The 22,507-nt window shown below is 65.8% G+C and carries 19 protein-coding genes and 3 pseudogenes; 8 read left to right on the top strand and 14 right to left on the bottom strand.

Translation table 11 applies throughout. The annotated features are described in order from the left end of the window. Positions 1-9: 9 nt before the first annotated feature. The 8 genes and pseudogenes from ACZK2V_RS09395 to ACZK2V_RS09360 form a co-directional block, all read right to left on the bottom strand. Positions 10-1,755 (bottom strand): amino acid ABC transporter permease/ATP-binding protein, encoded by a 1,746-nt coding sequence (locus tag ACZK2V_RS09395; protein ID WP_486323172.1) that lies wholly within the window; start codon positions 1,753-1,755, stop codon positions 10-12. Further along, positions 1,752-2,303, bottom strand: coding sequence for a GNAT family N-acetyltransferase (locus ACZK2V_RS09390; protein WP_486323171.1), 552 nt, complete (start codon positions 2,301-2,303; stop codon positions 1,752-1,754). The genes ACZK2V_RS09395 and ACZK2V_RS09390 overlap by 4 nt, the downstream gene beginning before the upstream one ends. Beyond that, a pseudogene (locus tag ACZK2V_RS09385) lies at positions 2,300-3,518 on the bottom strand (M20 aminoacylase family protein). The gene ACZK2V_RS09390 and the pseudogene ACZK2V_RS09385 overlap by 4 nt, the downstream one beginning before the upstream one ends. Positions 3,519-3,522: 4 nt before the next feature. Next, positions 3,523-4,866, bottom strand: coding sequence for an LLM class flavin-dependent oxidoreductase (locus tag ACZK2V_RS09380; RefSeq protein ID WP_049421303.1), 1,344 nt, complete (start codon positions 4,864-4,866; stop codon positions 3,523-3,525). Next, positions 4,863-5,861 (bottom strand): MsnO8 family LLM class oxidoreductase, encoded by a 999-nt coding sequence (locus ACZK2V_RS09375; protein ID WP_486323170.1) that lies wholly within the window; start codon positions 5,859-5,861, stop codon positions 4,863-4,865. Before ACZK2V_RS09375 ends, ACZK2V_RS09380 begins: the two co-directional genes overlap by 4 nt. A 14-nt stretch (positions 5,862-5,875) precedes the next feature. Further along, entirely contained in the window at positions 5,876-6,253 is a 378-nt protein-coding gene (locus ACZK2V_RS09370) for a DUF3088 family protein (RefSeq protein ID WP_219626372.1), read from the bottom strand. A gap of 142 nt (positions 6,254-6,395) precedes the next feature. Continuing rightward, positions 6,396-6,975: pseudogene (gene msuE / locus ACZK2V_RS09365) on the bottom strand (FMN reductase). A gap of 190 nt (positions 6,976-7,165) precedes the next feature. Next, positions 7,166-9,742: a TonB-dependent receptor plug domain-containing protein gene (locus ACZK2V_RS09360; RefSeq protein WP_486323169.1), complete on the bottom strand. Its 2,577-nt coding sequence runs from the start codon at positions 9,740-9,742 to the stop codon at positions 7,166-7,168. 317 nt (positions 9,743-10,059) lie between these two features. Between ACZK2V_RS09360 and ftrA the strand changes: the two genes are divergently transcribed. From ftrA to ACZK2V_RS09345, 3 genes are all read left to right on the top strand, one after another. Beyond that, complete coding sequence (ftrA, locus tag ACZK2V_RS09355; RefSeq protein ID WP_486323168.1) at positions 10,060-11,061, top strand: transcriptional regulator FtrA; 1,002 nt, start codon at positions 10,060-10,062, stop codon at positions 11,059-11,061. Positions 11,062-11,183: 122 nt separating this feature from the next. Next, the gene (locus ACZK2V_RS09350; protein ID WP_486323167.1) at positions 11,184-12,269 is read left to right on the top strand and encodes a hypothetical protein; all 1,086 of its coding nucleotides are present in this window, start codon (positions 11,184-11,186) and stop codon (positions 12,267-12,269) included. Beyond that, a complete protein-coding gene (locus ACZK2V_RS09345; RefSeq protein WP_486323166.1) occupies positions 12,235-12,426 on the top strand; it encodes a hypothetical protein in 192 nt (63 codons plus the stop codon). The genes ACZK2V_RS09350 and ACZK2V_RS09345 overlap by 35 nt, the downstream gene beginning before the upstream one ends. Positions 12,427-12,469: 43 nt before the next feature. Here ACZK2V_RS09345 and ACZK2V_RS09340 read toward each other — a convergent pair whose 3' ends face one another. After that, positions 12,470-14,239 (bottom strand): oleate hydratase, encoded by a 1,770-nt coding sequence (locus ACZK2V_RS09340; RefSeq protein ID WP_486323165.1) that lies wholly within the window; start codon positions 14,237-14,239, stop codon positions 12,470-12,472. A gap of 235 nt (positions 14,240-14,474) precedes the next feature. Then, a complete protein-coding gene (locus tag ACZK2V_RS09335; protein ID WP_486323164.1) occupies positions 14,475-14,903 on the bottom strand; it encodes an N-acetyltransferase family protein in 429 nt (142 codons plus the stop codon). A 166-nt stretch (positions 14,904-15,069) separates the two neighbouring features. Between ACZK2V_RS09335 and ACZK2V_RS09330 the strand changes: the two genes are divergently transcribed. Genes ACZK2V_RS09330 through ACZK2V_RS09320 form a run of 3 tightly spaced genes read left to right on the top strand, consistent with a single transcriptional unit; the run spans position 15,070 to position 16,329 of the window. Then, positions 15,070-15,525 (top strand): SRPBCC family protein, encoded by a 456-nt coding sequence (locus ACZK2V_RS09330; RefSeq protein ID WP_049445797.1) that lies wholly within the window; start codon positions 15,070-15,072, stop codon positions 15,523-15,525. 10 nt (positions 15,526-15,535) lie between these two features. Next, a complete protein-coding gene (locus ACZK2V_RS09325; RefSeq protein WP_049445795.1) occupies positions 15,536-15,868 on the top strand; it encodes an ArsR/SmtB family transcription factor in 333 nt (110 codons plus the stop codon). 2 nt (positions 15,869-15,870) lie between these two features. Then, the gene (locus tag ACZK2V_RS09320; protein WP_486323163.1) at positions 15,871-16,329 is read left to right on the top strand and encodes an SRPBCC family protein; all 459 of its coding nucleotides are present in this window, start codon (positions 15,871-15,873) and stop codon (positions 16,327-16,329) included. Positions 16,330-16,401: 72 nt separating this feature from the next. Here ACZK2V_RS09320 and ACZK2V_RS09315 read toward each other — a convergent pair whose 3' ends face one another. Then, the gene (locus ACZK2V_RS09315; RefSeq protein WP_486323162.1) at positions 16,402-17,184 is read right to left on the bottom strand and encodes a 3-hydroxybutyrate dehydrogenase; all 783 of its coding nucleotides are present in this window, start codon (positions 17,182-17,184) and stop codon (positions 16,402-16,404) included. A gap of 152 nt (positions 17,185-17,336) precedes the next feature. On the opposite strand from ACZK2V_RS09315, the gene ACZK2V_RS09310 reads away from it, so the two are divergent. Beyond that, positions 17,337-18,755, top strand: a complete 1,419-nt coding sequence (locus ACZK2V_RS09310; RefSeq protein WP_486323161.1) for a M1 aminopeptidase family protein — start codon at positions 17,337-17,339, stop codon at positions 18,753-18,755. Positions 18,756-18,767: 12 nt separating this feature from the next. On the opposite strand, the gene ACZK2V_RS09305 is transcribed toward ACZK2V_RS09310, so the two are convergent. The 3 genes from ACZK2V_RS09305 to ACZK2V_RS09295 form a co-directional block, all read right to left on the bottom strand. Beyond that, positions 18,768-19,268 carry a hypothetical protein gene (locus ACZK2V_RS09305; RefSeq protein ID WP_486323160.1) on the bottom strand — a complete coding sequence of 167 codons (501 nt, stop codon included), beginning with the start codon at positions 19,266-19,268 and terminating at the stop codon, positions 18,768-18,770. A 64-nt stretch (positions 19,269-19,332) separates the two neighbouring features. Beyond that, positions 19,333-20,064 carry a hypothetical protein gene (locus ACZK2V_RS09300; protein ID WP_486323159.1) on the bottom strand — a complete coding sequence of 244 codons (732 nt, stop codon included), beginning with the start codon at positions 20,062-20,064 and terminating at the stop codon, positions 19,333-19,335. A gap of 98 nt (positions 20,065-20,162) precedes the next feature. Continuing rightward, positions 20,163-21,002 carry a type 1 glutamine amidotransferase domain-containing protein gene (locus tag ACZK2V_RS09295; protein WP_486323158.1) on the bottom strand — a complete coding sequence of 280 codons (840 nt, stop codon included), beginning with the start codon at positions 21,000-21,002 and terminating at the stop codon, positions 20,163-20,165. Positions 21,003-21,098: 96 nt separating this feature from the next. Here ACZK2V_RS09295 and ACZK2V_RS09290 point away from each other — a divergent pair. Further along, positions 21,099-22,023, top strand: a pseudogene (locus ACZK2V_RS09290) (LysR family transcriptional regulator). The last annotated feature ends 484 nt before the right edge of the window (positions 22,024-22,507 follow it).

Below are 22,507 nucleotides of genomic sequence, written 5' to 3'. Positions count from 1 at the left end.
CTTTCGCAGTTACAGGGTCTTGGCCAGGAAATCGGCGGTGCGTTGCTGGCGCGGACGTTCGAACAGCGCCTCGGGCGTGCCCTGCTCGATCACCCGCCCCTGGTCCATCATCACCACGTGGTCGGCCACGCGGCGGGCGAAGCTCAGTTCGTGGGTGACAATCACCAGCGTGGTGCCGGAGCTTGCCAGCTCCTCGATCACGCTGAGCACTTCGGCCACCAGCTCCGGGTCCAGTGCCGAGGTCGGTTCGTCGAACAGCAGCACCTTCGGTTGCAGGGCCAGCGCACGAGCAATCGCGATGCGCTGCTGCTGGCCGCCGGACAGCTGGCGCGGGAAGGCATCGGCCTTGTCGGCCAGGCCGACCCGTTCCAGCAGCGTGCGCGCCTGCTGCGCGGCCTGCGCACGCGGCACGCCGCGCACCGCGATCGGTGCCTCGATGATGTTCTCCAGCGCAGTCAGGTGCGGGAACAGGTTGAAGGCCTGGAACACCATGCCCACTTCCGCACGACGGCGGCGGATCTCACGTTCGGGCAGCTCGTACAGGGTGTCGCCATCGCGGCGGTAGCCGATCAGCTGCCCGCCGACGGTCACGTAACCGCTGTCGGCACGTTCCAGGTGGTTGATCAGCCGCAGCAACGTGGACTTGCCAGCGCCGGACGGGCCAATCAGCACGGTCACGCTGCCAGCGCGCAGGTCCAGGTTCACGTCTTCCAGCACCGGCTGGTCGCCGAACACCTTGCCTACGCCATGCAGCGACACCGATGCCCCCTCGCCCGCTTCAACCTGCGCGGCGATGCGCGGGCGATTGACCACGCGCGGTGCAGCCTCACCTGTGGCGCGCGTCGGTGACGAGACACGCGATACCGAACGCTCGCGCTGCAGCTGGCCGCGCGCAAAGCGCTGCTCCACGCGCCGCTGCAGCAGCGACAGCACGGTCAGGATCACCAGGTACCAGACCGTGGCCACCATCAGCAGCGGCACTACTTCCAGGTTGCGCCGGTAAATCACCTGCACGGTGTAGAACAGCTCCGGCAGCGCCAGCACGTAGACCACCGAGGTGCTCTTGGCCAGTCCGATCACATCGTTGAACGCGGCCGGCAGGATCGAACGCATCGCCTGCGGCAGGATGATGCGGCGCACCTGGCGACCGCGCGGCAGGCCAAGCGCGGCCGCAGCCTCGTACTGGCCGTGGTCGACCGAAAGAATGCCGCCACGGATCACCTCGGCCGAGAACGCGGCCTGGTTCAAGGTGAGACCCAGCACTGCGGCGGTGAACACACCGATCAGCTGCGTGGTCGGGTACGAGAACAGGCTGATACCGGTGAAGGGAACCCCCAGTTCGATGGTGCTGTACAGGTAACCCAGGTTGTTCAGCAGCAGCAACAGGACCAGCAGCGGGATCGAACGGAACAGCCACACATAGCCCCACGACACCGCCGACAGCAGCGGTGAACCAGAGACGCGGGCCAGCGCAAGCAGCGTGCCCAGCGCGAAGCCGAGGCCGGTGCCGAGCGCGGTCAGCAGCAGCGTGCGGCCCAGGCCTTCCAGCACCGGACGTGCGAAGAACCACTCCGCAAAGGTGCCCCAGCCCCAACGCGGATTGCCCAACACTGATTGCAGCCCGATCAGGATCAGCGCCAATGCCAGAAGGGTTCCGACCACCTGCAGCGGATGCCGGGCCGGCACGATCTTCAACGCCGGGGTGGGCGCCGGGCGTGTGGCAATGCCATCCAGCGCGGTCGAAGGCGTGCTCATGCGTGGGCTCCGTGCAGCACGGTCTGTGATGGCACGACGGCTGGCGCCGATACGCCCAAGTGCTTCTCGAACGGCAAGTGGGCGATGGATTCCGGATCGGCCTCCAGATCGAACAGCGCGGTGTAGCCGTGGTTGAGGTACAGGCCGACGGCTTCAGGCTGGCGGAAGCCGGTGGTCAGGAACACCCGTCGGTAACCCTGGCGCGCCGCCTGGTCCTCCAGTTCCTGCAGTACACGCCGCGCGATGCCCTGGCGGCGCAGGCCCGGCAGCGTCCAGATGCGCTTGAACTCGGCGGTGTCCGGATCGCGGTGCGGCATGAAGGCACCGCCGGAGATCGCCACACCATCGCGCAGCAGCAGCACGAACGCACCAACCGGTGCCGCGAACGCCTGTGCCGGGTAGCGCTGCAGTTCCTCGCGGGCGCTGCCGCCGATGCGTCGACGCACGTCGGCGTAGCGGCCGTCGTACTCCTGCTCCAGGCCATCGAACAGCGGCCGCGCCAGTGGATCATCCACCGAGGTGTAGAGGAAGCGTTCGTTGCTGCTCATGCCACGTCCTTCACCAGATAGTCTTCAGCCAGCCGCGCCCACAGGCTGGCAGCGGGCGCGATGGCGGCGTCGTTGAACACATAGCGCGGGCTGTGCAGCGGTGCGCTGTCGCCGTTGCCGACGAACACGAAACTGCCCGGCCGCGCCTGCAGCAGGAAGGCGAAATCCTCGCTGGCCGTGCGTGGCGCGAACTCCGGCACCAGCTGCTCGCTGCCGAAGCCCTGCACGGCCACGTCGCGGATGTAGGCGGTCTGCTGCGGGTGGTTGATCACGCTCGGGAAGCCACGCGGGAACTCGATCTCCGCGCGCGCCGAACGCGGCGGCGGTTTGCTCGGCGACCTCGGTAACACGGCGCCGCAGGGTGTCACGTACCTCGGGCAGGTAGGCGCGCACGGTCAGCTTCAGCTCGACCACGTCTGGAATCACATTGGCGGCCTGCCCGCCGTGGATCGAACCAACGGTGACCACGCCCATCTGCCGCGGATCCACATTGCGCCAGACAACGCTCTGCAGCGCCGTGACGATATGCGCCGCCGCCAGGATCGGGTCGACACTGCCCTGAGGCTCGGCGCCATGACCGCCCTTGCCGATCACCTTCAGCCGCGCCCAGTCCACCGACGCCATCGCCGGGCCATCGACGAAGCCGAAGTGGCCGACAGGCACGCCCGGCCAGTTGTGCAGGCCGTAGATCGCATCCACCGGGAAGCGTTCGAACAGGCCGTCGGCGATCATCTTCGAGGCCCCCGAACCCGTTTCCTCGGCCGGCTGGAACACCAGCTGCAGGGTGCCGTCGATGCGGCCGTGATGGGCCAGGTAGTGCGCCGCAGACAGCAGGATGGCGGTATGCCCATCGTGGCCGCAGGCATGCATCAACCCTTCGTTCTGGCTGGCGTATGCCAGCCCGGAGTCCTCGTGGATCGGCAGTGCATCGATGTCGGCACGCAGCCCAAGGCGACGGCTGCCCTGCCCGCGCTGCAGCGTACCGACCACGCCGGTGCCGCCGAGGCCGGTGGTGACCTCATAGCCCCACTGCTGCAGCAGCTCGGCCACGCGTGCGCTGGTGCGGTGTTCCTCGAAGGCCAGCTCCGGGTGCCGATGCAGGTCATGGCGGATCGCGATGGCCGCCTCGGCGCGTGCCGCGATTTCCGGCAGCACGCCAGTCGTTGGGGAATTCCGCCGGGCATGGCCCGGTGCTGCCGCGCTTTCTCCGCTCATCGCCTTACCCCACCTTCCGCGCCGGTTCGGCGTCGGTCGAATGGCGGCTGGCCTTGTACGGCAGGCCCAGATGCGCTCGCAGCGTCTGCCCTTCCAGCTCACGCTGGTGGTAGCCGCGCGCCTGCAGGATCGGCAGCACCTGGGTCACGAAATCGTCCAGGCCTTCGCGCTGTGCAGCGAAACCAAGGATGAAGCCATCGCTCGCGCCGGCATCGAACCAACGGATCAGCTCGTCGGCCACATGTTCCGGCGTACCGATGAAATTCGGTCGTGGGCTGACCGCTTCCAACGCCACCTGGCGCAGGCTCAGGCCCTTCTCACGCGCATCCTGCTTGATGCGGTCGGTGGTGGAACGGAACGAGTTGCTGCCGATGTCACCCAGCTCCGGGAACGGCGCGTCCGGATCATACTGGCTGAAATCGTGGTGGTCGAAGAAGCGGCCGAGATAGGCCAGCGCATCCTCCAGCGTGGCCAGTGCGGCGATCGCCTGGTACTTGGCTTCAGCCTCCTCCGCGGTGCGGCCGACGATGGGGCCGATGCCCGGGAAGATCTTCACGTCATTGCCGCTGCGGCCGTGGGCGATCGCCGAGTTCTTCACCTTCTGGGTGAACGCGCGGGTCTCCTCCAGCGATGGCGAATGGGTGAACACCGCGTCGGCGTACTTGCCGGCCAGCGCGATACCATCGTCGGACGACCCGGCCTGGAAGATCACCGGCTGGCCCTGTGGCGAACGCTGGATGTTGAGCGGCCCTTCCACCTGGAAGAAGCGGCCCTTGTGGTCGAGGCGGCGGAACTTGTCCGGCGCGAAGAACGTGCCGCTGTCGCGCTCACGCACGAAGGCATCGTCGTCCCAGGAATCCCACAGCCCTTGCACTACGTCCAGGTACTCGTCGGCGATCTGGTAGCGCAGCGCGTGCTCCGGGTGCGGGCGACCGTAGTTGCGCCCCGAACCTTCCAGCGGTGAGGTCACCACGTTCCAACCCGCACGGCCGCCGCTGAGCAGGTCCAGCGAAGCAAACTGGCGGGCCACGGTGAACGGGTCGCTGTAGGACGTCGACAGCGTGCCCGCCAGGCCGATCTTCTTCGTTGCCGTGGCCAGCGCCGACAGCAGCGAGATCGGCTCGAAGCGGTTGAGGAAATGCGGGATCGACTTCTCGTTGATGTACAGGCCGTCGGCTACGAAGCCGAAGGCGATGCCGTTGTCCTCGGCGGTACGCGCGATGTCGATGTAGAACTGCAGGTTGACGCTGGCATCGGCCGGATTGGAGGGATGCTTCCAGGCATGCATGTGGCTGCCAGGACCCTGCAGCATGATGCCGAACGGAATGTGGCGCGGGGTCGTGCTCATGGGAATCGCTCCTGCAGGTCAGGCCACCGCCGGCGCGGCGCGGGCGACAGCAGTTCAAGGGATGTCAGGCGTGCGTCGAGGTCAGCCACCGGCGCATCGAGGATGAACTCGCCCACGCCGAAGCGCCGGTGCAGCGCATCCAGTTCGTCACGCACGTGCTGCGCATCACCGGACAACACGCTCGGGCGTGTCTCCTCGATGCGGAAGTCAGCCACGCCCACCTGCCGCGCGTACTCGGCAGCCGCCTCGGGACTGGGCAGATTCACCGTCTGGCCGGGGCCGAGGTGCAGCTTGTAGACGCGCAGCGCGCCGATATGACGCGCTGCGGCTTCGGCAGTTGGTGCGGCGAAGGCCACCGTGGCCAGCAGCGGCGGCTGCGTAGAAACGGTGCGGTAGGCATCGAACGCGGCCTCGATATGCTTCGGGTCACCATCGAAGTGCGCGGCATAGACGAAGCGCCAGCCCAGCTCGGCCGCCTGCTTTGCGCTCTGCGGGCTGGCGCCGAGCAGGAAGCGCTCCGGTGCCTGCTGCGGAACCGGCCGTGCCAGCGCCTCGGTGTCCGCCCCGGACAGATAGCCTTCCAGGTCGCGCAGTTGCTGATCGAAGTCGGCGAACGCCGGGCGCCCGGCCGCCAGCGCGGCAGTCGAGGCCGGCAGGCCACCCGGGGCCTTGCCCACGCCCAGATCGACGCGCCCTGGCGCCAACGCCGCCAGCAGGTTGAAGTTCTCCGCCACTTTATAGGGCGCGTAGTGGCGCAGCATCACCCCACCACTGCCGATGCGGATGCGCCGGGTCTGCGCCAGCACCCACGCAGCCAGCACTTCCGGCGCCGGGCTGGCCAGCGTTGGTGCAGCGTGGTGTTCGGCAAACCAGTAGCGGTGGTAGCCCAGCTGCTCGGCGCGCTGCGCCAGCTGCAGGCTGTTGCGCAGCGCCTGCTCCGGCGAGGCACCTTCGGCCACCGGGCTCTTGTCCAGCACGCTGATCTGATAGCTCATGGTCGCGTCCTCGCTCAGGGGTGAGCCACGGGAATGCCGAGCAAGCCGTTCAACGCGGCCAGGATCGGCTCGGCACCGGAGATGTACTGGCGGTCCTGGTGCGCGCCACTGGCCAGTTCGCTGCGCACGCCCTGCGGCAGCACCAGCTTCGGCAGCGACTGGTCCTGCTCGCCGATCTCGGCAATCACCTCACGGCGCGGCCGTGCGAAGCCGATGCGACGCACGTCCAGCTGCGCGTCCAGGCCGTCGATGCTCGACAGCGCGCCTTCCAGCAGCAGGCTGTGCCGGCAGAAGAAGCGCTGGCCGGGAATCTGGCCGTCCTCGAACTCACGGTCGAGCAGGAACAGGATGGGTTTGCTTGCTGCGTCGAAAGTCACAGGGGTCGTCCTCATCGGGGCCGGCAATGCGATGCCGCTTCGATATCGATGCTAGAGATGCCAGCAGCCACAGCAGCGACGGCTGGCGACAATCGGCGGTCAGATCCGGCCACGCAGATGCGGCGTAGCCATAAGCAAAGCGCTGCCGGTTATGGCGTCAGGCGATACGTCGCAGCGGCGCCGGAGCAGTCAGCGGCTGCGCGGCCAGATGGCCGGCTGCACGCTCGGCCGCCAGCGCGATGCGTGCCTGCAGGGCTGCACTGCTGATGTGCTCGCCTTCGAAATCGGCAGGCGTGGCATACACCCCGATCGGCAGCGTGTGCGCCTGCAGGAAACTGAACAACGGCCGCAGCTGGTGATCGATCACCAGCGCATGGCGCTCGCTGCCGCCGGTCGCTGCCAGCAGTACCGGCACATCCACCAGCGCCTCCAGCCCGATGAAGTCGACCAGGTGCTTGAACAACCCGGGATAAGAGCCGCGATAGACCGGCGCTGCGACCACCAGCAGCTCCGCCGCCTCGATGGTCTGCAGTGCCTGTTCCACCGCCGGCTCCGCCTCGCCGCGCGACAGCGACTGGCCCAGCGCGCGCGATCGGCGCCAGCTCCACCAGGTCCACGCTGGCGTGCACCCGCTGCTGCAGCGACACCAGCAGATGCCGCGCCAGCAACAACGTGCGCGACGTCGCCGAGCTGGTCGGTGACCCCACCAACGCAACCACCTTCAATGCAGAAGACATGAACTGCTCCCATGTAGAGCCGAGCCATGCTCGGCTACCCTTCGCTTTTGTAGAGTCGAGCCATGCTCGACTGCCCTTCGCTTTTGTAGAGTCGAGCCATGCTCGACTGCCCTTCGCTTTTGTAGAGTCGAGCCATGCTCGACTGCCCTTCGCTTTTGTAGAGTCGAGCCATGCTCGGCTGCTTCCCACCTCAGAACCGGTAACTGACCCGGCCAAACCAATACGCACCCACATTGCTCAGCACATCGCCGCTGTCCCACGTGGTCTCGATACTCGCCACATCGGTGGCACTGCGCGCGTACTCCGGCACCTTGCGGGTGCGCTTGTCGAACACGTTGTTGATGCCCAGCGCCGCACTCCAGCCCGCGCCCAGCTCCACGCCACCGGACAGGTTGGTCACCAGCACCGGCGGCTGCCTGTACTCCACGCCGTTGTTCAGGCGCTTGATGGGGCCGTAGTAGGTGAAGTCCAGATTCGAGCGCCAGCGCCCGTTCTGCCAGCCCAGCCCCGCCACCTGCGTATAGCTGGGCGTGCGGAAGCGCAGCGCGTACTCGCTGGATCTGGTCAGCAGGTTGATGTTCGGCAGCCCCTGCAGCGCCGCCGGAATGCCGCTGACCTTCTGGATGGTGGTGCGGCCGACGTTGGCGGCGTAGCTCCAGCGCAGCTTGCCCCACGCGGTTTCCTGGTTCGCTTCCAGGGTCAGCTCCACGCCGCGCGTACGGGTATTGCCCACGTTGGTGAAGTAGCTGGCGTAGAACGCATCACCCGGCAGGATGCTGATGCCGGCTGAACCCAGCAGTGCGTCGATGGTGTTCTTCTGCGCCGCGCTCAGCACCGTGCCGCTGTTGTCGGTGACGCGCGCCGGATCCTGCGCGTTGTAGCCGATCTGGCTGGACTGGCCGAGCTGGCCGCGGATGTCGATCTGATAGGCATCCACCGCCAGATGGAACGCCGGGCTCGGGTCCCAGGTCACGCCCAGGCTGTAGTTGGTGGCCTTTTCCGGCTTCAGCGGCGTGGCACCCAACGCAATCGCCGCCGGCGAAGACACCTGCGCCACCAGCGTGGTGCCGCATGGGCAGCTGCCGGTGGCCTGGTAGTACTGCGCGCCCAGGCTGGGCGCATGGAAGCCATTGCTGACCGTGGCGCGTACACCCAGCGCGTCGGTGAAGTCGAAGCGCGTGGTCAGGCGGCCGGTGGAGACACTGCCGAAGTCGGAGTGGTCTTCCCAGCGCGCGGCCGCATCCAGGTACCAGCGCGAGGTGATGTTGGTGGCCGCACCCACGTACACCGCCTTGCTGTTACGGGTGGCTTTCACCGCGTCCGCAGTGGAATAGCCGACGAAGGCTGCAGCGCCGAAGCCGGTATACGACTCCCACTGCCCTGCGCCGCGCTCGTACTGCTCGTGCTGATACTCGGCGCCCGCGCTCACCTCCAGCGGCGAAGCAAATGCCGCCACCTCGAAGCCACGGCGCAGGTCCAGGTTGGCGATGCCCTGCTGGTAGTCCAGCTTGCCGTCATAGAAATCAGTGGGTGAACCGGGATACGGCAGCGAGTAGTTCACCGAGTTACGCGTATAGGTGCGCACGGTGCTGCGGTTGCCGGTCAGGCTGGCGTCGTAGTCCCAACCCGCGATCTGGCCTTTTACACCGGCCGTACCGGTGTACTGCTTCTCCTTGGTTTCCAGCACCGGCAGGAAGCCATCCGGAAACACGCTCAGCACGCCGGGCGCCTTGTAGGTAGTGAAGATGGTCGCCGGCAGACGGAAATTCTGGATCGCCTGTGCAGTGCGATCGCTGGCCGTAGCATCGGCGTAGAACTGCGCGCTCTCGCCCAGGCCATGGCCCACGTTCACCGCGAAGGCCTTCAACGCATACGACGGCGAGCTGAGGATGGTATTGGCTTCGGCATTGCGGCTGGCCTCGGCCGGATTCGGCGTGGCACCTGCTGGCAAACGATTGTTCGGCCGCAGCGCCACCAGATTGCCGCTGCCATCCACTGCCGGATAGCTCAGGTAGCCGTCGATGTAGCGACGGGTACGGATCGCATGATGCTGGCGGGTGGTCTCGCCGGACAGGTTGATGAAGCCATCCTCGCCCCACGGCAGGCCGACGTTGGCGCGCACGCTGGTTCGCGAACCATCACCATCGGTGCTCTGCCCGCTCTCCACCGACACATCACCACCGTGCGCCTGCGACTTCAGGATCACGTTGACCACGCCGGTGATCGCGTCCGAGCCGTAGATGGCGGAGGCACCATCACGCAGCACTTCCACATGGTCGATGGCCGAGACCGGAATCAACGCCAGGTCCGCCCACGCATGTCCGGGGAAGCCGCCCCCATTGGCACCGCTCACATAGGCACTGGCATTGCGGCGCTTGCCGTTGACCAGCACCAGCGTGTAGCCCGGCGACAGATTGCGCAGCTGGTAGCCGCGGATCAGGCTTTCCTGGTCGCTCTGGTAGCCGCCGATCTGGCTCAGCGACGGCAGGCTGCGCTGCAGCGCTTCCAGCAGGTTGCCCTGACCGGTGGCGGCGAGGTCTTCAGCGGAAATCACATCGATGGGCGTGGAGCTGTTCTTCACCGTGCGCGTGCTGGTGCGAGAGCCGGTGACCACCACCGCATCCAGCGTGGAGGCTGCCACGTTGGCAGTGGCTGCAGTGGTGGCAGGGTCCGCATCTGCTTCCGCCGCATGGCTGGGCGAAGCAGCGAGGACGGCGGCGATCAGGACGGCAAGAGTGCTCAAGGCTGGGGCGTAGGCGGCAGGCATGGGGGCTCGTGGGGGTGGGCCGGAAACACGCTTCCATTCAAGGGCCTGTTCACCCACCGCGACAGGCGGGATCGCGTCACCCAGCCGTAACATCCGGCCACCCACATGACCGCTGGTAATGACGTTAGGCGGCCTGAACACACGGGGTCGGATCCCTTTCCAAAGGAAAGGGCTCTGACCCCAGGCACGCATCCCTCCACGGGGTCAGAGCCCTTCCTGCGGAAGGGATCCGACCCCGGCCTCCATATGCCCGCCCGGCATCACCTCATGCCCGCGCACCACTCAGCGCCACGCACCGCCACCCGTAGCATCAAGCCATGCCCAACCCACCCGCCGATCCCACCGCGCCGCTCGTCGCCATCGTTGCCTGCCACGGCCAGGGGCTGTTCGAGTTCGGCTGTGCGGTGGGCCTGTTCGCGCCGATACGGCCTGAACTGGGCGTGGCCTGGTACCGCACCCAGCTGTGCGCGGGCGAACCCGGAGCGCTGCGCATGCTCGGCAGCACCCAGGTGCAGCTGCCCTACGATCTAAGGAGCGTCGATGACGCCGACATCATCGTCATCCCCGGTTGGCGCGAACCCAGCGAACGTCCTCCGCAGGCCCTGCTCGATGCACTCATCCGTGCCCACGCACGTGGCGCACGCATCGCCTCGATCTGCTCCGGTGCGTTCGTGCTGGCCTGGGCCGGGCTGCTCGATGGCCGCCAGGCCACCACGCACTGGCGCCTCACCGAAGCGCTGGCACGCCAGTTCCCACGCATCGACGTGCGCGAGGATGTGCTGTATGTGGACACCGGCAGCATCATCACTTCGGCCGGCTCGGCCACCGGCATGGACATGATGCTGCACATGGTGCGCAAGGATTACGGTGCCCGCGTGGCCAACCTGGTGGCCGAGCGGCTGGTGCTGGCGCCGTGGCGTGATGCCGGGCGCAGCCAGCGTGTCAGCCGGGCCATCCCCCATGGCGAGCCCACGCGCCTGGCGAAGCTGATGGAATGGATGCGCCGCAACCTGCGCGAGCCACATTCGCTAGGCAGCCTCGCCGAGCAGGCCGCACTCAGCCAGCGCACCCTGCAGCGGCAGTTCCTGGAAGCGACAGGGCTGTCACCGATCGACTGGCTGATCCGCGAGCGCGTGGCCCTCGCCCGTGAGCTGCTGGAAACCACCGACCGGCCGCTGCAATGGATCGCCGAGGAGGTGGGTTTTGGTTCGCAGGAATCGTTCCGCCGCCACTTCCGTGGCCAGGTCGATGCCAGCCCCACCGAGTACCGCAGCCAGCACCGCAGCGGCATCGGTGCGGACCGCCTGGTCGGCTGCTGAGCCCCGGGTAATGCCGGCCTCTGGCCGGCACGCAAGGCCCCCGCCCTCTTCTTCGACGACTTTCCACGCCATCACCACCACTGCACTATAGAGGCATGCCCCGCACTGCCGACGGACCGGTGATGACCGACAGCCCCTACAGGACCTACCGCGTCGGAATCGGCGTATCGCTGCTGTTGGCGGCACTGATCGCCACGCTCTCGTTGATTGCCGTGGCCAGCCCCAACCTGGGTTGGGGCGTCGTGGCGCTGGCCACCATCGCGATCTGGGTCGGCCTCCCGCTGCTGCTGGTCCTGCTGCTGGTGTGGCTGCGCTACATGGTGCGACAGCGCGGGCAGGTGCCGGGCCGCATACACGTGCTGATGTTCGTGCCAACCGCCGCCGCCATGCTCATCATTCCACTGTGGCACTTCCTGCAAGGCAGTGTGGACAGCCTGGCCGGCGGCTCACGCGCATCCATCGCCGAGCTGCACGTCAACCTAAGCGGGCAACCCCTTTGGCTGGACACCTCGCCGTATGCATCCACCGGTTCTGGCGCTGGCCCGGACCTGCCCATGCAGGGCGAAACGCCCCAGCGCTTCCTGGCCTTCCACCGCTACCCCAACCCGCAGTCCGATGCAGACAGGGGGTTCCCATATGAAGATGCGCGCCTGAAGCCCTCCGTCGACCACTACCGCTACGCCACACCGTCTGGAGATCGCGCCGTCACCGATGTGCCGCTGGTCCGTCGGCCGTACCCCGACCTTGCGTCATTCAATGCGGCCTGGCGACGCGCGGGTACACCCGAGCTCGTGCATATCTACTACCACTACAGCGATCACGTAGAGGTCGCGCCCGCGCTCGCACGCTTCAGTGGCTTCACCACCGATGATCTGGAGCGCAGCCGCTTCGAAGGCCTGGCGCTGTTCAAGATCCACAACTACGGCAGTGCGCCCATCCTGCGGATGGAAATCAATGGCCTCACACTGGACATCGGCGACGGGGCCATCGCGAACATCCCGGAAGCGCCCCGGGATTGCACGGCCTACGGCTACCCGGTCAGCCCCGCGCTGTTGCCGCTCAACCAACCCCTGCAGGTGCGCTGGCAAACTGCAGACGCGCCGACGCGGTGGCACAGCGCGCGTGCAGGTGCCGGCATTCCGGCAGCCGCAGCTGCTGCAGGGGCAATCCACATTGCAGCGCGTCCTGCTGTACATGCTGCCCGATGACGCGCTGGCCGCCGAACGCTACGCCGAGGTCTTTGACGGCGATTCGCGGCGCGGCATCAAGGCCACTGGCCTGCCAGCCAGCGCTGCCACCTACGCGGTGTGTGGCAGCGCGAGGGCGACCTATGGCGAAGGAGCGGGTAACGTGCTGGCAGACTGATCCGCGGTGTTGCCGGCGCGTTCCCCTCCACGCTGACGCGCGCTCAGTCCTCCTGCACCAGCTTGAACTCGCGCAGCAGGCCACCGATCTGGGTCTTGTCCAGCTTGTTCATCAGCAGGTTGAGCAGGAACGCAGGCCCGGGAATATCCAGCTCCTTGCCATCGCGCAGGCGACCGGTCGCCGCCAACAGCGAGCGCACGTCATAGGTGGAATTGAACACCTCGGGCACACCGCGTTCGATACCTAACAGCGTGTACACCGCTTCCATCGGTGTGCGCACCGAATACTCGGTGGTGAAGATGCAGTCGCGCTGCTTCGATTCGGCGAACTGGCCGATGAAGGCGAAGTTCACCGCGCCCTCCGGCACCACGTCCGGGCGATCACCGGCCTGGCGTGGCATGAAGAACGCGGTGATGTACGGCATCATCACCGGCACCGTCTTCGCGCCGGTCGCGGCCAATTCGTCGATCTCCTCCACCGGCACGCCCAGGTGAAACAGCCACTCGCGGGTGATCTCTTCGCCGGTGCAGTCCTGCATCGGCTTCTTAACGTAGTCGCCGGGCGTATCCACGAACAGCGAATACACCCAGACCACGATCTGATCCTTGGGCTGGTTCTTGAAATGCGGCTGGCGGTTCACCGTCCAGCTCATCAACCAGCGCGAATCGCGCACACTGACGATGCCGCCGGTCACCACCTTGCCACTGAACGGGTCGCGCTTGGCGATCTTCTGGATGTAAGCAGGAATGCGTGCATCCAGCGTGGTCACCGTCGCCGATTCCCACTTGGTCTGCGGGATATGCGCGCCGAACACGTCCGGGTGGCCAAAGGCCTCGTCCTTCGCGGCAATGCGTCGCCACAGGTCCCAGGCAGGCGCCGGTCCCTCATTCAATCGCGCAGCCGTCTGGTGATCGCCATTGTCCGAGTTCTCGGTCAACGAACCGATCGTCATGAACACAAGGTCATCCGCGCTCAGATCCACGCCACCGGCTACACCGTCACGCGTCCAGTGGATGCGCGTGGCCTGCTTGCGGCCGGCCGCCAGATCGAAGTCGACGTCGGTCACCTCGGTGGCGTACTGGAACACCACGCCGTGGTCCTGCAGCCACTTCACCAGCGGCAGCACCAGCGATTCGTACTGGTTGTACTTGGTGAACTTCAGCGCCGAGAAATCCGGAAGCCCGCCAATGTGGTGAATGAAGCGATGCAGGTACAGCTTCATCTCCAGCGCCGAATGCCACTCCTCGAACGCGAACATGGTGCGCCAGTACAGCCAGAAGTTGCTGTCCAGGAAATCACGGCCCAGCACCTCGTCGATGCGCTTGTTCTCCATCTCCTGCCGGGTGGCCAGGAACAGCGCGATGATGTCCTTCTGCGCCTGCTCGGTCAGGGTGAACAGGCCGTCGGTGTGTGCATCTTCGCCGCGATTTATCGTGGCCCGCTGCAGCGAATAGTTCGGATCATCCTTGTTCAACCAGTAGAACTCGTCCAGCACACTGGCATCTTCAATCTCCAGCGACGGAATCGAGCGGAACAGGTCCCACAGGCACTCGAAATGGTCTTCCATCTCGCGGCCGCCGCGGATCACGAAGCCCTTCTCCGGCACCTTCAGGCCATCCAGCGCGCCGCCGGGAATCTGCTGCTGCTCGAGAATGGTGATGCGCTCACCGGCCATGCGGCCGTCGCGCACCAGGAACGCGGCGCCGGCCAGCGAGGCCAGGCCCGAACCGACGAACCATGCGCGCTTGCCGTCGATACCGGCGGGCTTGCGCGGGCGCGCAAAGGCTTCGTAGTTGCCACTGCTGTAGTACATGCGCTGCTCCTTCCTGGAGGGGGTCATCAGGAACCCGCGGTGGAATGACACAGCCATTCCATGCAGGTCATGGCCCTACTCTAGCGCCGAACCGATGCACCGTTTCCTGCACGCACACTGCGACCGAATGACGCAGCCACTTCAGAGCTGTCGCCCCAGCAGCATGCCCGGCCAGCCGTCCACGTTGAAAGGCGCGATGCACGTATAGCCGCAGGACTCATAGAAGCGCACCAGATCACCGTTGCCACCGCCGTAACAGTCCACGCGCAGATGGTCGAGCCCGGCAGCGCGCCTGCTCATCCGCAAAGGCCATCAGGCGGCGTCCGATGCCACGCACGCGCACGTCACGCGATGCCACCAGTACCCGCACATACAGTTCCGGGCCGGTGGGCGCAGGCACATAGGGCATCGACTCGCCCAGCGCCAGGAACGCGCGCACCACGCCGTGCTCGTTCTGCGCCACCCATGCACCCGGCAGCGCGCACGCATCGGTCACCTGGGTGATCCGGCGCGGCATCGTGGACCATGGCTCACTGCCCCATTGCTGCAGGTTCCCGATCGACACGAACCACTCGATTACCTCATCGAACAGCGCCAGCACTGCAGGAGCATCCGCCTCGCTGGCGCGGCGGATGTTCAAGATGTCCTTTCCAGCTTCAGTCATGCATGCACTCCCTGACGTTCCGTAGATCCAGTAGTGCCAGGCCATGCCTGGCAGGTGCCCAGTGTATTGATCCAGTCCACCGTCCACCGGATTTGACATGCAGGTATTTACCTGCATATAGTTCAATCAAGGGCGGCGCCTGCCGGCCCATCGCGAGGAACCTGCAATGGTCGATATCGCACACAGGGTCGGCATCAAGGCCCCTGCAAGCCAGGTGTACCAGGCGCTGGCCACCCCCGAAGGCGTCGCCGCCTGGTGGGCCGAAGACACCCAGGGCGACCGCGAGGTCGGCGGCACGGTCAAGGCGCGCTTCACGAACAACGGCCAGGAAATCGGCGCGATGGAAATGAAGCTGGAACAACTCATTCCAGGCGAGCTCGTGCTCTGGCGGTTCCTCGCCGGTCCCGCCGAATGGATCGGCACCCACGCGCGCTTCGTGCTGAAGCAGGAGGGCGACTATTGCATCGTCCTGTTCACCCACGAGGGCTGGAAAGAGCGCGTCGAGTTCACCTCCCACTGCAGCACCAAGTGGGCGGTGTTCCTGATGAGCCTGAAGGCCCTGCTGGAAACCGGCAAGGGCCAGCCCAATCCACACGACGTCAGGATCGACAACTGGAACTGAAGACATCCCCATGGCGGTAGACAACGTGCGCGACGCAGACAAGGTCTTCAAGGCACTGGCCGATCCCACGCGCCGGACGCTGCTGGACCTGCTCTGCGAGCACAACGGCCAGACCCTGGGCCAACTGTGCGACCACCTGGACATGGCCCGGCAATCGGTCACCCAGCACCTGGGCCTGCTGGAAGACGCCAACCTGATCAGCACCGTGCGCCGTGGCCGCGAGAAGCTGCACTTCATCAACCCGGTGCCGCTGCATGAAGTCTACGAGCGCTGGGTACGCAAGTTCGAGCAGCAGCGCCTGAGCCTGCTGCATGACCTGAAACGAGAACTGGAAGGAGAATGACGATGTCCGCAGAGTCCACCCGCTTCATCCACGTGATCTACATCGCTTCCACCCCGCAGAAGGTGTTCGAGGCGATCACCCGCCCCGAAATCGCCAGCCGCTACTGGGGCCACGAAAACGTCTCGGACTGGAAACCCGGCTCGCGCTGGCAGCATGTGCGCGCCAACGAAACGCGCTCGGTCGAACTGGTGGGCGAAGTGGTGGAAAGCACCCCTCCCTCGCGGCTGGTCATCACCTGGGCCGCCGCCTCGCAGGCGGAGAACCCGGACGCCTACAGCCGCGTCACCTTCGACATTGCGCCCTACCAGGACATGGTGCGGCTGACCGTCACCCACGACGAACTGGAACCCGGCAGCGGCATGGATACCGGCATCCGCCAGGGCTGGCCGATCGTGCTGTCGAGCCTGAAGTCGTTGTTGGAGACCGGCAAGGGATTGGATGTGTTTGCCAAGCCGCAGTAAACGGCTGCGCCGGGACGACGCCGCAGGCGCCTTGGCCGCTGCGGCGTCGGCAACGCGGCCGATGCCGGTCCGCTAGCGGGCCGTCCAACCCCCATCCACCGGCAACGCCGTGCCGGTGATCTGCGCCGCCGCGTCCGAAGCCAGGAACACCACCACCTCGCCCAGCTGCTCGGGCGTCACGAACTGCAACGACGGCTGTTTTTCAGCCAGCAGCGCACGCGCAGCGGTCTCCTGATCCGTGCCTTCGCGCTCGGCCAACGCGGTGATCTGCTGCTCGACCAGCGCCGTCCGCACCCACCCCGGGCAGATCGCATTGGCGGTGATGCCGGTGCCCGCGTTCTCCAGCGCTGTCACCTTGGTGAACCCCACCACGCCGTGCTTGGCCGCCACGTAGGCCGACTTGTTCACCGAGCCCACCAGCCCGTGCACGGATGCGATGTTGATGATGCGGCCGGCGCCCTGCTGCTTCATATGGGGCAAGGCTGCCGCCGTTGCATGGAACACCGCCGACAGATTCAGCGCGATGATCGCATCCCACTTCTCTATGGGGAATTCCTCGATCGACGCGGTGTGCTGGATGCCTGCGTTATTCACCAGGATGTCGATGCGCCCCATCGTCGCAACGGCGTGGGCGATCATTCCGCGCACCGCCTCGCCACGGGACAGGTCGGCACCGTCATGCGCCACGCGAACACCGAACTCGGTTTCCAGGTTGGTACGGATGCGTTCAATCTCCGCTGCATCGCCGAAGCCATTCAGCACGATGTCCGCGCCTTGTCGCGCCAGCGCCGTGGCGATACCAAGACCGATACCGCTGGTGGAGCCGGTAACCACCGCAACCTTTCCAGAGAACATGGGTGAGCTTCCATCGGGCACAGGCAGCCAGTGTAGTCCTCTGGATCCACCGCACGCTTGGATCAGTAGATCCACGCCATGCGTGGATGCTGCCCCTCGGCAAAAATCCACATCCCCCCTATATTCACCCCAATCCACCCATGGATGGCCCGATGAACCCCTGCAAGGCCCTGCTGCCCGCCGTTGTTGCCGCACTGCTCGTCCCCGCCACCAGCCTGGCCGCGCTGCCGGCACAAACGGCCACACCGCTCACCACCGGCAGCGTGCGCCTGGATATCACCAGTGGCCGCGTCGAAGGCAACGTCTGCGTATCCAGCCGACCTGCCGAATCGATGGGCTCGTTCGTGCTCAACGCGGGCCTGAATGTCGCGCGGGTGACCGATGGCGATGGCGCGCCGCTGGATTTCGAAGGATGGTACGCCCCCGGTGTGGATGGCGAGGCACGCGTGTACACCGTGGCCAAACCACCCGCCACGCTCTGCGTGCAGTATGTGGGCGCCTTCCCGGTCTACGCCCGGCACGATGCCCCGACCGACTTCAAAGGCCTGATGGCCTTCAACGGCGACAGCGCCCGTTTCACCGAACAGTCCGCGTGGCTGCCGCAGGCGTTCGATCCCAAGGCCCGCGTGCGCAGCAGCGAAAGCCGCTACGACCTGCGGGTGGATTGCAGCGGCTGCCGCTTCCTGTATTTCAACGGCAGCCCAGCCATCGAAGGCGCGCAGGGCCGATTCCGCAGCGAAAACGCGCGGCCGATCCTGCTGTTCGGCGGCAGCGGCCCGATCACCCGCACCGCGCAGGTCACGATCCTAAACGAGACCCTGCCAACGGCCAAGGTCGATGCATTGTCCAGCACGGTGCAGAAGATAGCCGACGTGCACAGCCGCTACATGGGCGTGCCGCTGGCTGACCGCCCCACCTTCCTGCGCATGGTCACGCTCAACCAGATCGAGCGCGACCGCGAGGGCAGCGAGTGGGGCTTTGCCACCTGGCCGACCATCGCCATGAGCGGCAGCATCGGCAACGTGGCCGATTCACTGCTGGCCGGTGGCGAGAAGGCCGAGCGGCGCGTGCAGTACATCGCACACGAAATGAGCCATTACTACTTCGGCACGCTGAACCGTCCGCAGGGTCCCTACTTCTGGGTGCTGCTGGAATCCAGCGCCGAGTTCCTGTCGATCAAGGCGCTGCGCGAGATCAGTGGCGATGCCTCGGCGGATCGCTACATCGCGCGACTGCAATCAGCCATCGATAAGCAGGAGAAGCCGCTGCCCGCGTTCGATGCCATTGACGGCAACTCGGACTTGGGCGAACTGTATCGCTATGGCTACGGCCCCTTGCTGTTGCTCTCGCTGGAAAAGCAGGTGGGTGAGGCGAAGATGCAGGCCTTCATGCGCGAGCTACTGGCCGCGCCTTCGCCGAAGAACTGGGCGGAGCTGCAAGGCATTGCGATGAAGGCCGGCATCGATGCCAAGGCCTGGGAGCATTGGCGGGCAAGCTGTGTGGCCGGCGGCACGCCAAGCTGTAGATCCACGCCACGCGTGGATTCACTCCCTCAACGCCCGCACATCTGAATCATCCAGCACTCAGAAGAACAGACTCGCTCGCTCAACGGTCGCGAGCGGATTAGCCTTCCGCACCACCTCCAGAAAGAGCAGAAAGTCGCGGTTGAACAGCGAAAGGTTGTTAGTGAACGTCACGCACTTTCTACCCGATGCTCTGCTGAAGCATACCTGCCAGACATAGCGCGCATAGATGACGTCGGACGTTCGAGTGACTGAGGTGATCTGCGAGAGCGGAACTGCCGTGGGCACCGGGCCCCGCCGCAGGTAAAAGAATTCTGTGTCAAAGAAGTAGTGCTCCCGATCCTCTTTGCCATCCACCATCACCAGGGTCATGGACGTGCCGGAAATCCGGCGAGGTGGATTCAAATGCAGCCCTGATCCCAAGGCAGAACGGGCTCTCAGCGTCCTTCGCCGCTGAATGAACCAGATCGTCAGCAACGGAAGTGCCGCGAGGACAATGAAGCCTGCGGTCTTCAAAACAACCTCCAATGTGCTTGGCACACAGATCTCCAGGATGAACATTCAGGCACTAATGACGCCTGGGTAGATCCACGCCATGCGTGGATGGCTCTCCCTCAACGCCCTATCACTTCCAATGATCCGGCCCCAGGAACGGCAGGCTCAACACAAACACCGGAACCGCCACAGGTATCAACGCTGCGCCCAGCACCTTCCCGGCCGCTGTCCCAACACCTGGCTTGTCCTCCCTCTCAGGCAGGATCCGCTGCGCCCGCGCACTGATCGGCTGTACCAGCTTCCCCTTCTCCGCCAGCGCAGCGGCGTCCGGCAACTTCACCCGCTCGCCATCGCCCTCGAACAGCGCGCTGTAATAGCTGCCGCCCTTCTTTGAAAGATTGCAGGCCCGATCAAACGCCAGCGCATAACGGCTCCGATCCTGCGGCAGGTAGTAGCGCGCACGCTCATCCACATACTTCGCCTCGCGCGGGAGCACCTCAATCCGCTCCAGCTTGAACTGCACGGCCTGTTCCGGCGTCACCTGTTCCGGTCGCAGCAGCAGCGCATAGCTGCCGTGCACCTTGGCCTTGTTGGCCGGGTCGCGCCAGTCCTCATGGAAGTACATCTGCGCGCAGGCCACCGCCTCGCGTAGCGGGCTGTCCATCAGCGCGCGGTACTCGCGGAACGGTGCAGCATTGAAGCGCATCGGTTCTTCAAAGCGCGGCAGCAGGTACAGCTGGCCATCGTCGGCCACGAACGCACCCGTGATCTCGCGGCTTGAAGCATGCTCCTCCGGACCACTGGCACAGCCAGACAGCAGGCCAAGGCACAGGGCGGAGAGAATGAAAAGAGACGTTCGCATGTCGTGTTCGAGGGCTTCCCTGGGAAAACGGCCCCGCCCGGAAGGACGAGGCCAGTCCGCCATGGTGCCACGGCACCGCATGCGATGCAGAGCCCGCCCTACTTCAACCGCTCCACCAACCGCTGCCCCACCTCCAGCGCTGAAGCCGGGTTCTGCCCGGTAATCAGCTCGCGGTCCACCACCACATGCCCGGTCCACGGCGTGGCATTGCTGCTGAACTTCGCACCCGCCCGCTGCAACGCCGTCTGCGGGTAGAACTTCATCTCACCGCCACCCAGCAGCGGCTTGGCCTGCTCTTCTTCCTGGTTGCTGATCACCGTCATCTGGTAGCCGCTGTAGATCCACTTCGGCGTGGCCGGCGTCGCACCCGCCTCCAGCTGTGCCACGAAACCCGCAGCATCCGGCAGCGTGGACAGCAGCGCGATCGGCCCGTGGCAGACCAGCGCGGTGGTCTTGTTGCGCTGGTGGAAGTCGGCCAGCAGCCGGCCCAGCGCCGGGCTCTTCAGCAGGTCCTGCATCGGTGCGTGCCCACCAGGAACATAGACCGCATCGAAGCTCGCGTAGCCCTGCTGCTCCACGCGCGCCAGGCTCACCACCGGAGACGCCGTCGGCGAGGTCAACGCCAGCTTCTCCAGCAGGTCCTTGTGCAGCGTCAGCTGCGCGGCATCGTTGCCGAAGTACGCAGGCGTCACCGAGGACGCATCCACCGTCGGCGCCCGCCCCTGCGGCGTGGCGAAGGTCACCTCGTGGCCCGCGTCCAGCAGCAGCTTGACCGGCTGCATCAACTCGTTGAGATAGAAGCCGGTGGACAGCACCTTGCCGTCCTTCAGGTCCAGGTGGTTTTCGTCGGACAGCACCACCAGCACGTTGGCGGCATGCGCGCCGCTGGCGGCCAGGGTCAGTGCCAGCGCAGCGGCCAGCCGGGTCATCAGGTTCATGGGGAGCTCCTATTGGGGAATGGTCGCCACTTTATTCATCGCCCCAGCGGCGATAAATTGGCCCCATCGCAAAACATCTGTTCCCCGGAGAGCCAAATGAGCCGCAAGTTCGACTACCTGGGCGACGTGGAGGTGTTCCTGGCGGTGGTCGAGCACGGCTCGTTCACGGCGGGCGCGGTGGCGCTGTCCACTACACCGTCGGTACTGAGCCGCGCGGTCACCCGCCTGGAAGCGCGGCTGGGCCGGCAGCTGCTGCAGCGGACCACCCGCCGCGTGGGCCTGACCGACGCCGGGCGGCTCTATCTGGAACAGGTGCGCACCGCCTTCGGCCTGCTGGACGACGCCGAGCGCGACGTACTGGCCCAAGACGGTGCGCTGGCCGGCCGCGTGCGCCTGAGTGTGCCCACCACCTATGGCCACTACCGGCTGCCGCCCGTGCTGGCGCGCTTTGCGCAGCACTACCCGCAGGTGCAGGTGGAACTGAACATCACCAACCGCAACGTGGACCTGGTGGCCGAAGGCTTCGACCTGGCCATCCGCCTGGGCCAGCTGCCGGACAGCGGGCTGGTAGGGCGGAAGCTGGAGGACGCGCCTTTGGTGCTGGTGGCTGCGCCGGACTACCTGGAGCGCCGCGGCACGCCGCAGACGCTGGACGACCTGCAGCAGCATCTGTGCCTGCCCTTCGTGATGCCGCGTACCGGGCGGCTGGCGCCGTGGATATTCCGCGATGGCGGGCGCGACGTGGACTGGCTGCCGCGCTCGTCCATCGAGACCTCCGACGATGTGCTGGGCGTGGTGTCGCTGGCCGAACAGGGCATCGGCATCTGCCAGAGCTATGCGTTCATCGTGCGTGAGCGGTTGCAGCGGGGGCAGTTGGTGGAAGTGCTGCCACAGCTGCGGGGGGAGGTCTCGGCCATTCTCGGTGATCTATGCGCCGCATCGACGGCAGTCGGCGGCGGCGCGGGCAATGATTGAGTTGCTGGTGGGGAATGCAAGCACGGCTGAGGACGGCGCTGGTTGAGGCTGCGCGGTTCGCTGGCGTTGTCGGGATTGAACCGATTTTCGGGGTGTGCGGTCGGTCGGGTGCCGCTGCCTGCCGAAGCGGACTAAGAACTGTTACAAAGAAGGCCGTCGCGCTATTCGCTTGTGGCATGGGCGATTGCGCAACTTTTTTTCGCTATCAGCAGAGCAGCTGCGCGAATGCGTCTGCTGGCGTCGCGTGCTGCACGATTGGCGCGTGCGACAATAGTTCCTCGCTCTCGGATTCAACAATTCGTTCGCGAATTTCTATTGGCATTCGAAGCGGCTACGTAAACACCATGGCGCGCCACCGACAACGGGTGGCAGCGGGCGTCCAAACCCGAGACAGATAGTTGTTTACGCTTGCCCGTCGGCACCGTCCTTAACCGGTGCCGACGGGCAATCCGTCGGCCTTTATGGCGGGCGGTGCGTGGGGGTCTTCGGACCCGCCGGTTATTGACAACTGTCTGTCCCGGTTTGGAACC

The organism is Stenotrophomonas sp. 93052_Sma, from assembly GCF_056481145.1.
This window is presented reverse-complemented; position numbering and strand designations above follow the sequence as displayed.

Excerpts from the sequence above, each read along its gene's own strand:
- ACZK2V_RS09310 (WP_486323161.1), top strand. The coding sequence starts at position 17,337 with ATGAACCCCTGCAAGGCCCTGCTGCCCGCCGTTGTTGCCGCACTGCTC.
- ACZK2V_RS09380 (WP_049421303.1), bottom strand. The coding sequence starts at position 4,866 with ATGAGCACGACCCCGCGCCACATTCCGTTCGGCATCATGCTGCAGGGT.
- ACZK2V_RS09360 (WP_486323169.1), bottom strand. The coding sequence starts at position 9,742 with ATGCCTGCCGCCTACGCCCCAGCCTTGAGCACTCTTGCCGTCCTGATC.
- ACZK2V_RS09320 (WP_486323163.1), top strand. The coding sequence starts at position 15,871 with ATGTCCGCAGAGTCCACCCGCTTCATCCACGTGATCTACATCGCTTCC.
- ACZK2V_RS09295 (WP_486323158.1), bottom strand. The coding sequence starts at position 21,002 with ATGAACCTGATGACCCGGCTGGCCGCTGCGCTGGCACTGACCCTGGCC.
- ACZK2V_RS09390 (WP_486323171.1), bottom strand. The coding sequence starts at position 2,303 with ATGAGCAGCAACGAACGCTTCCTCTACACCTCGGTGGATGATCCACTG.
- ACZK2V_RS09395 (WP_486323172.1), bottom strand. The coding sequence starts at position 1,755 with ATGAGCACGCCTTCGACCGCGCTGGATGGCATTGCCACACGCCCGGCG.
- ACZK2V_RS09330 (WP_049445797.1), top strand. The coding sequence starts at position 15,070 with ATGGTCGATATCGCACACAGGGTCGGCATCAAGGCCCCTGCAAGCCAG.
- ACZK2V_RS09300 (WP_486323159.1), bottom strand. The coding sequence starts at position 20,064 with ATGCGAACGTCTCTTTTCATTCTCTCCGCCCTGTGCCTTGGCCTGCTG.
- ACZK2V_RS09325 (WP_049445795.1), top strand. The coding sequence starts at position 15,536 with ATGGCGGTAGACAACGTGCGCGACGCAGACAAGGTCTTCAAGGCACTG.
- ACZK2V_RS09305 (WP_486323160.1), bottom strand. The coding sequence starts at position 19,268 with ATGTTCATCCTGGAGATCTGTGTGCCAAGCACATTGGAGGTTGTTTTG.
- ACZK2V_RS09315 (WP_486323162.1), bottom strand. The coding sequence starts at position 17,184 with ATGTTCTCTGGAAAGGTTGCGGTGGTTACCGGCTCCACCAGCGGTATC.
- ACZK2V_RS09370 (WP_219626372.1), bottom strand. The coding sequence starts at position 6,253 with ATGAGGACGACCCCTGTGACTTTCGACGCAGCAAGCAAACCCATCCTG.
- ACZK2V_RS09335 (WP_486323164.1), bottom strand. The coding sequence starts at position 14,903 with ATGACTGAAGCTGGAAAGGACATCTTGAACATCCGCCGCGCCAGCGAG.
- ACZK2V_RS09340 (WP_486323165.1), bottom strand. The coding sequence starts at position 14,239 with ATGTACTACAGCAGTGGCAACTACGAAGCCTTTGCGCGCCCGCGCAAG.
- ACZK2V_RS09350 (WP_486323167.1), top strand. The coding sequence starts at position 11,184 with ATGACCGACAGCCCCTACAGGACCTACCGCGTCGGAATCGGCGTATCG.
- ACZK2V_RS09375 (WP_486323170.1), bottom strand. The coding sequence starts at position 5,861 with ATGAGCTATCAGATCAGCGTGCTGGACAAGAGCCCGGTGGCCGAAGGT.
- ftrA (WP_486323168.1), top strand. The coding sequence starts at position 10,060 with ATGCCCAACCCACCCGCCGATCCCACCGCGCCGCTCGTCGCCATCGTT.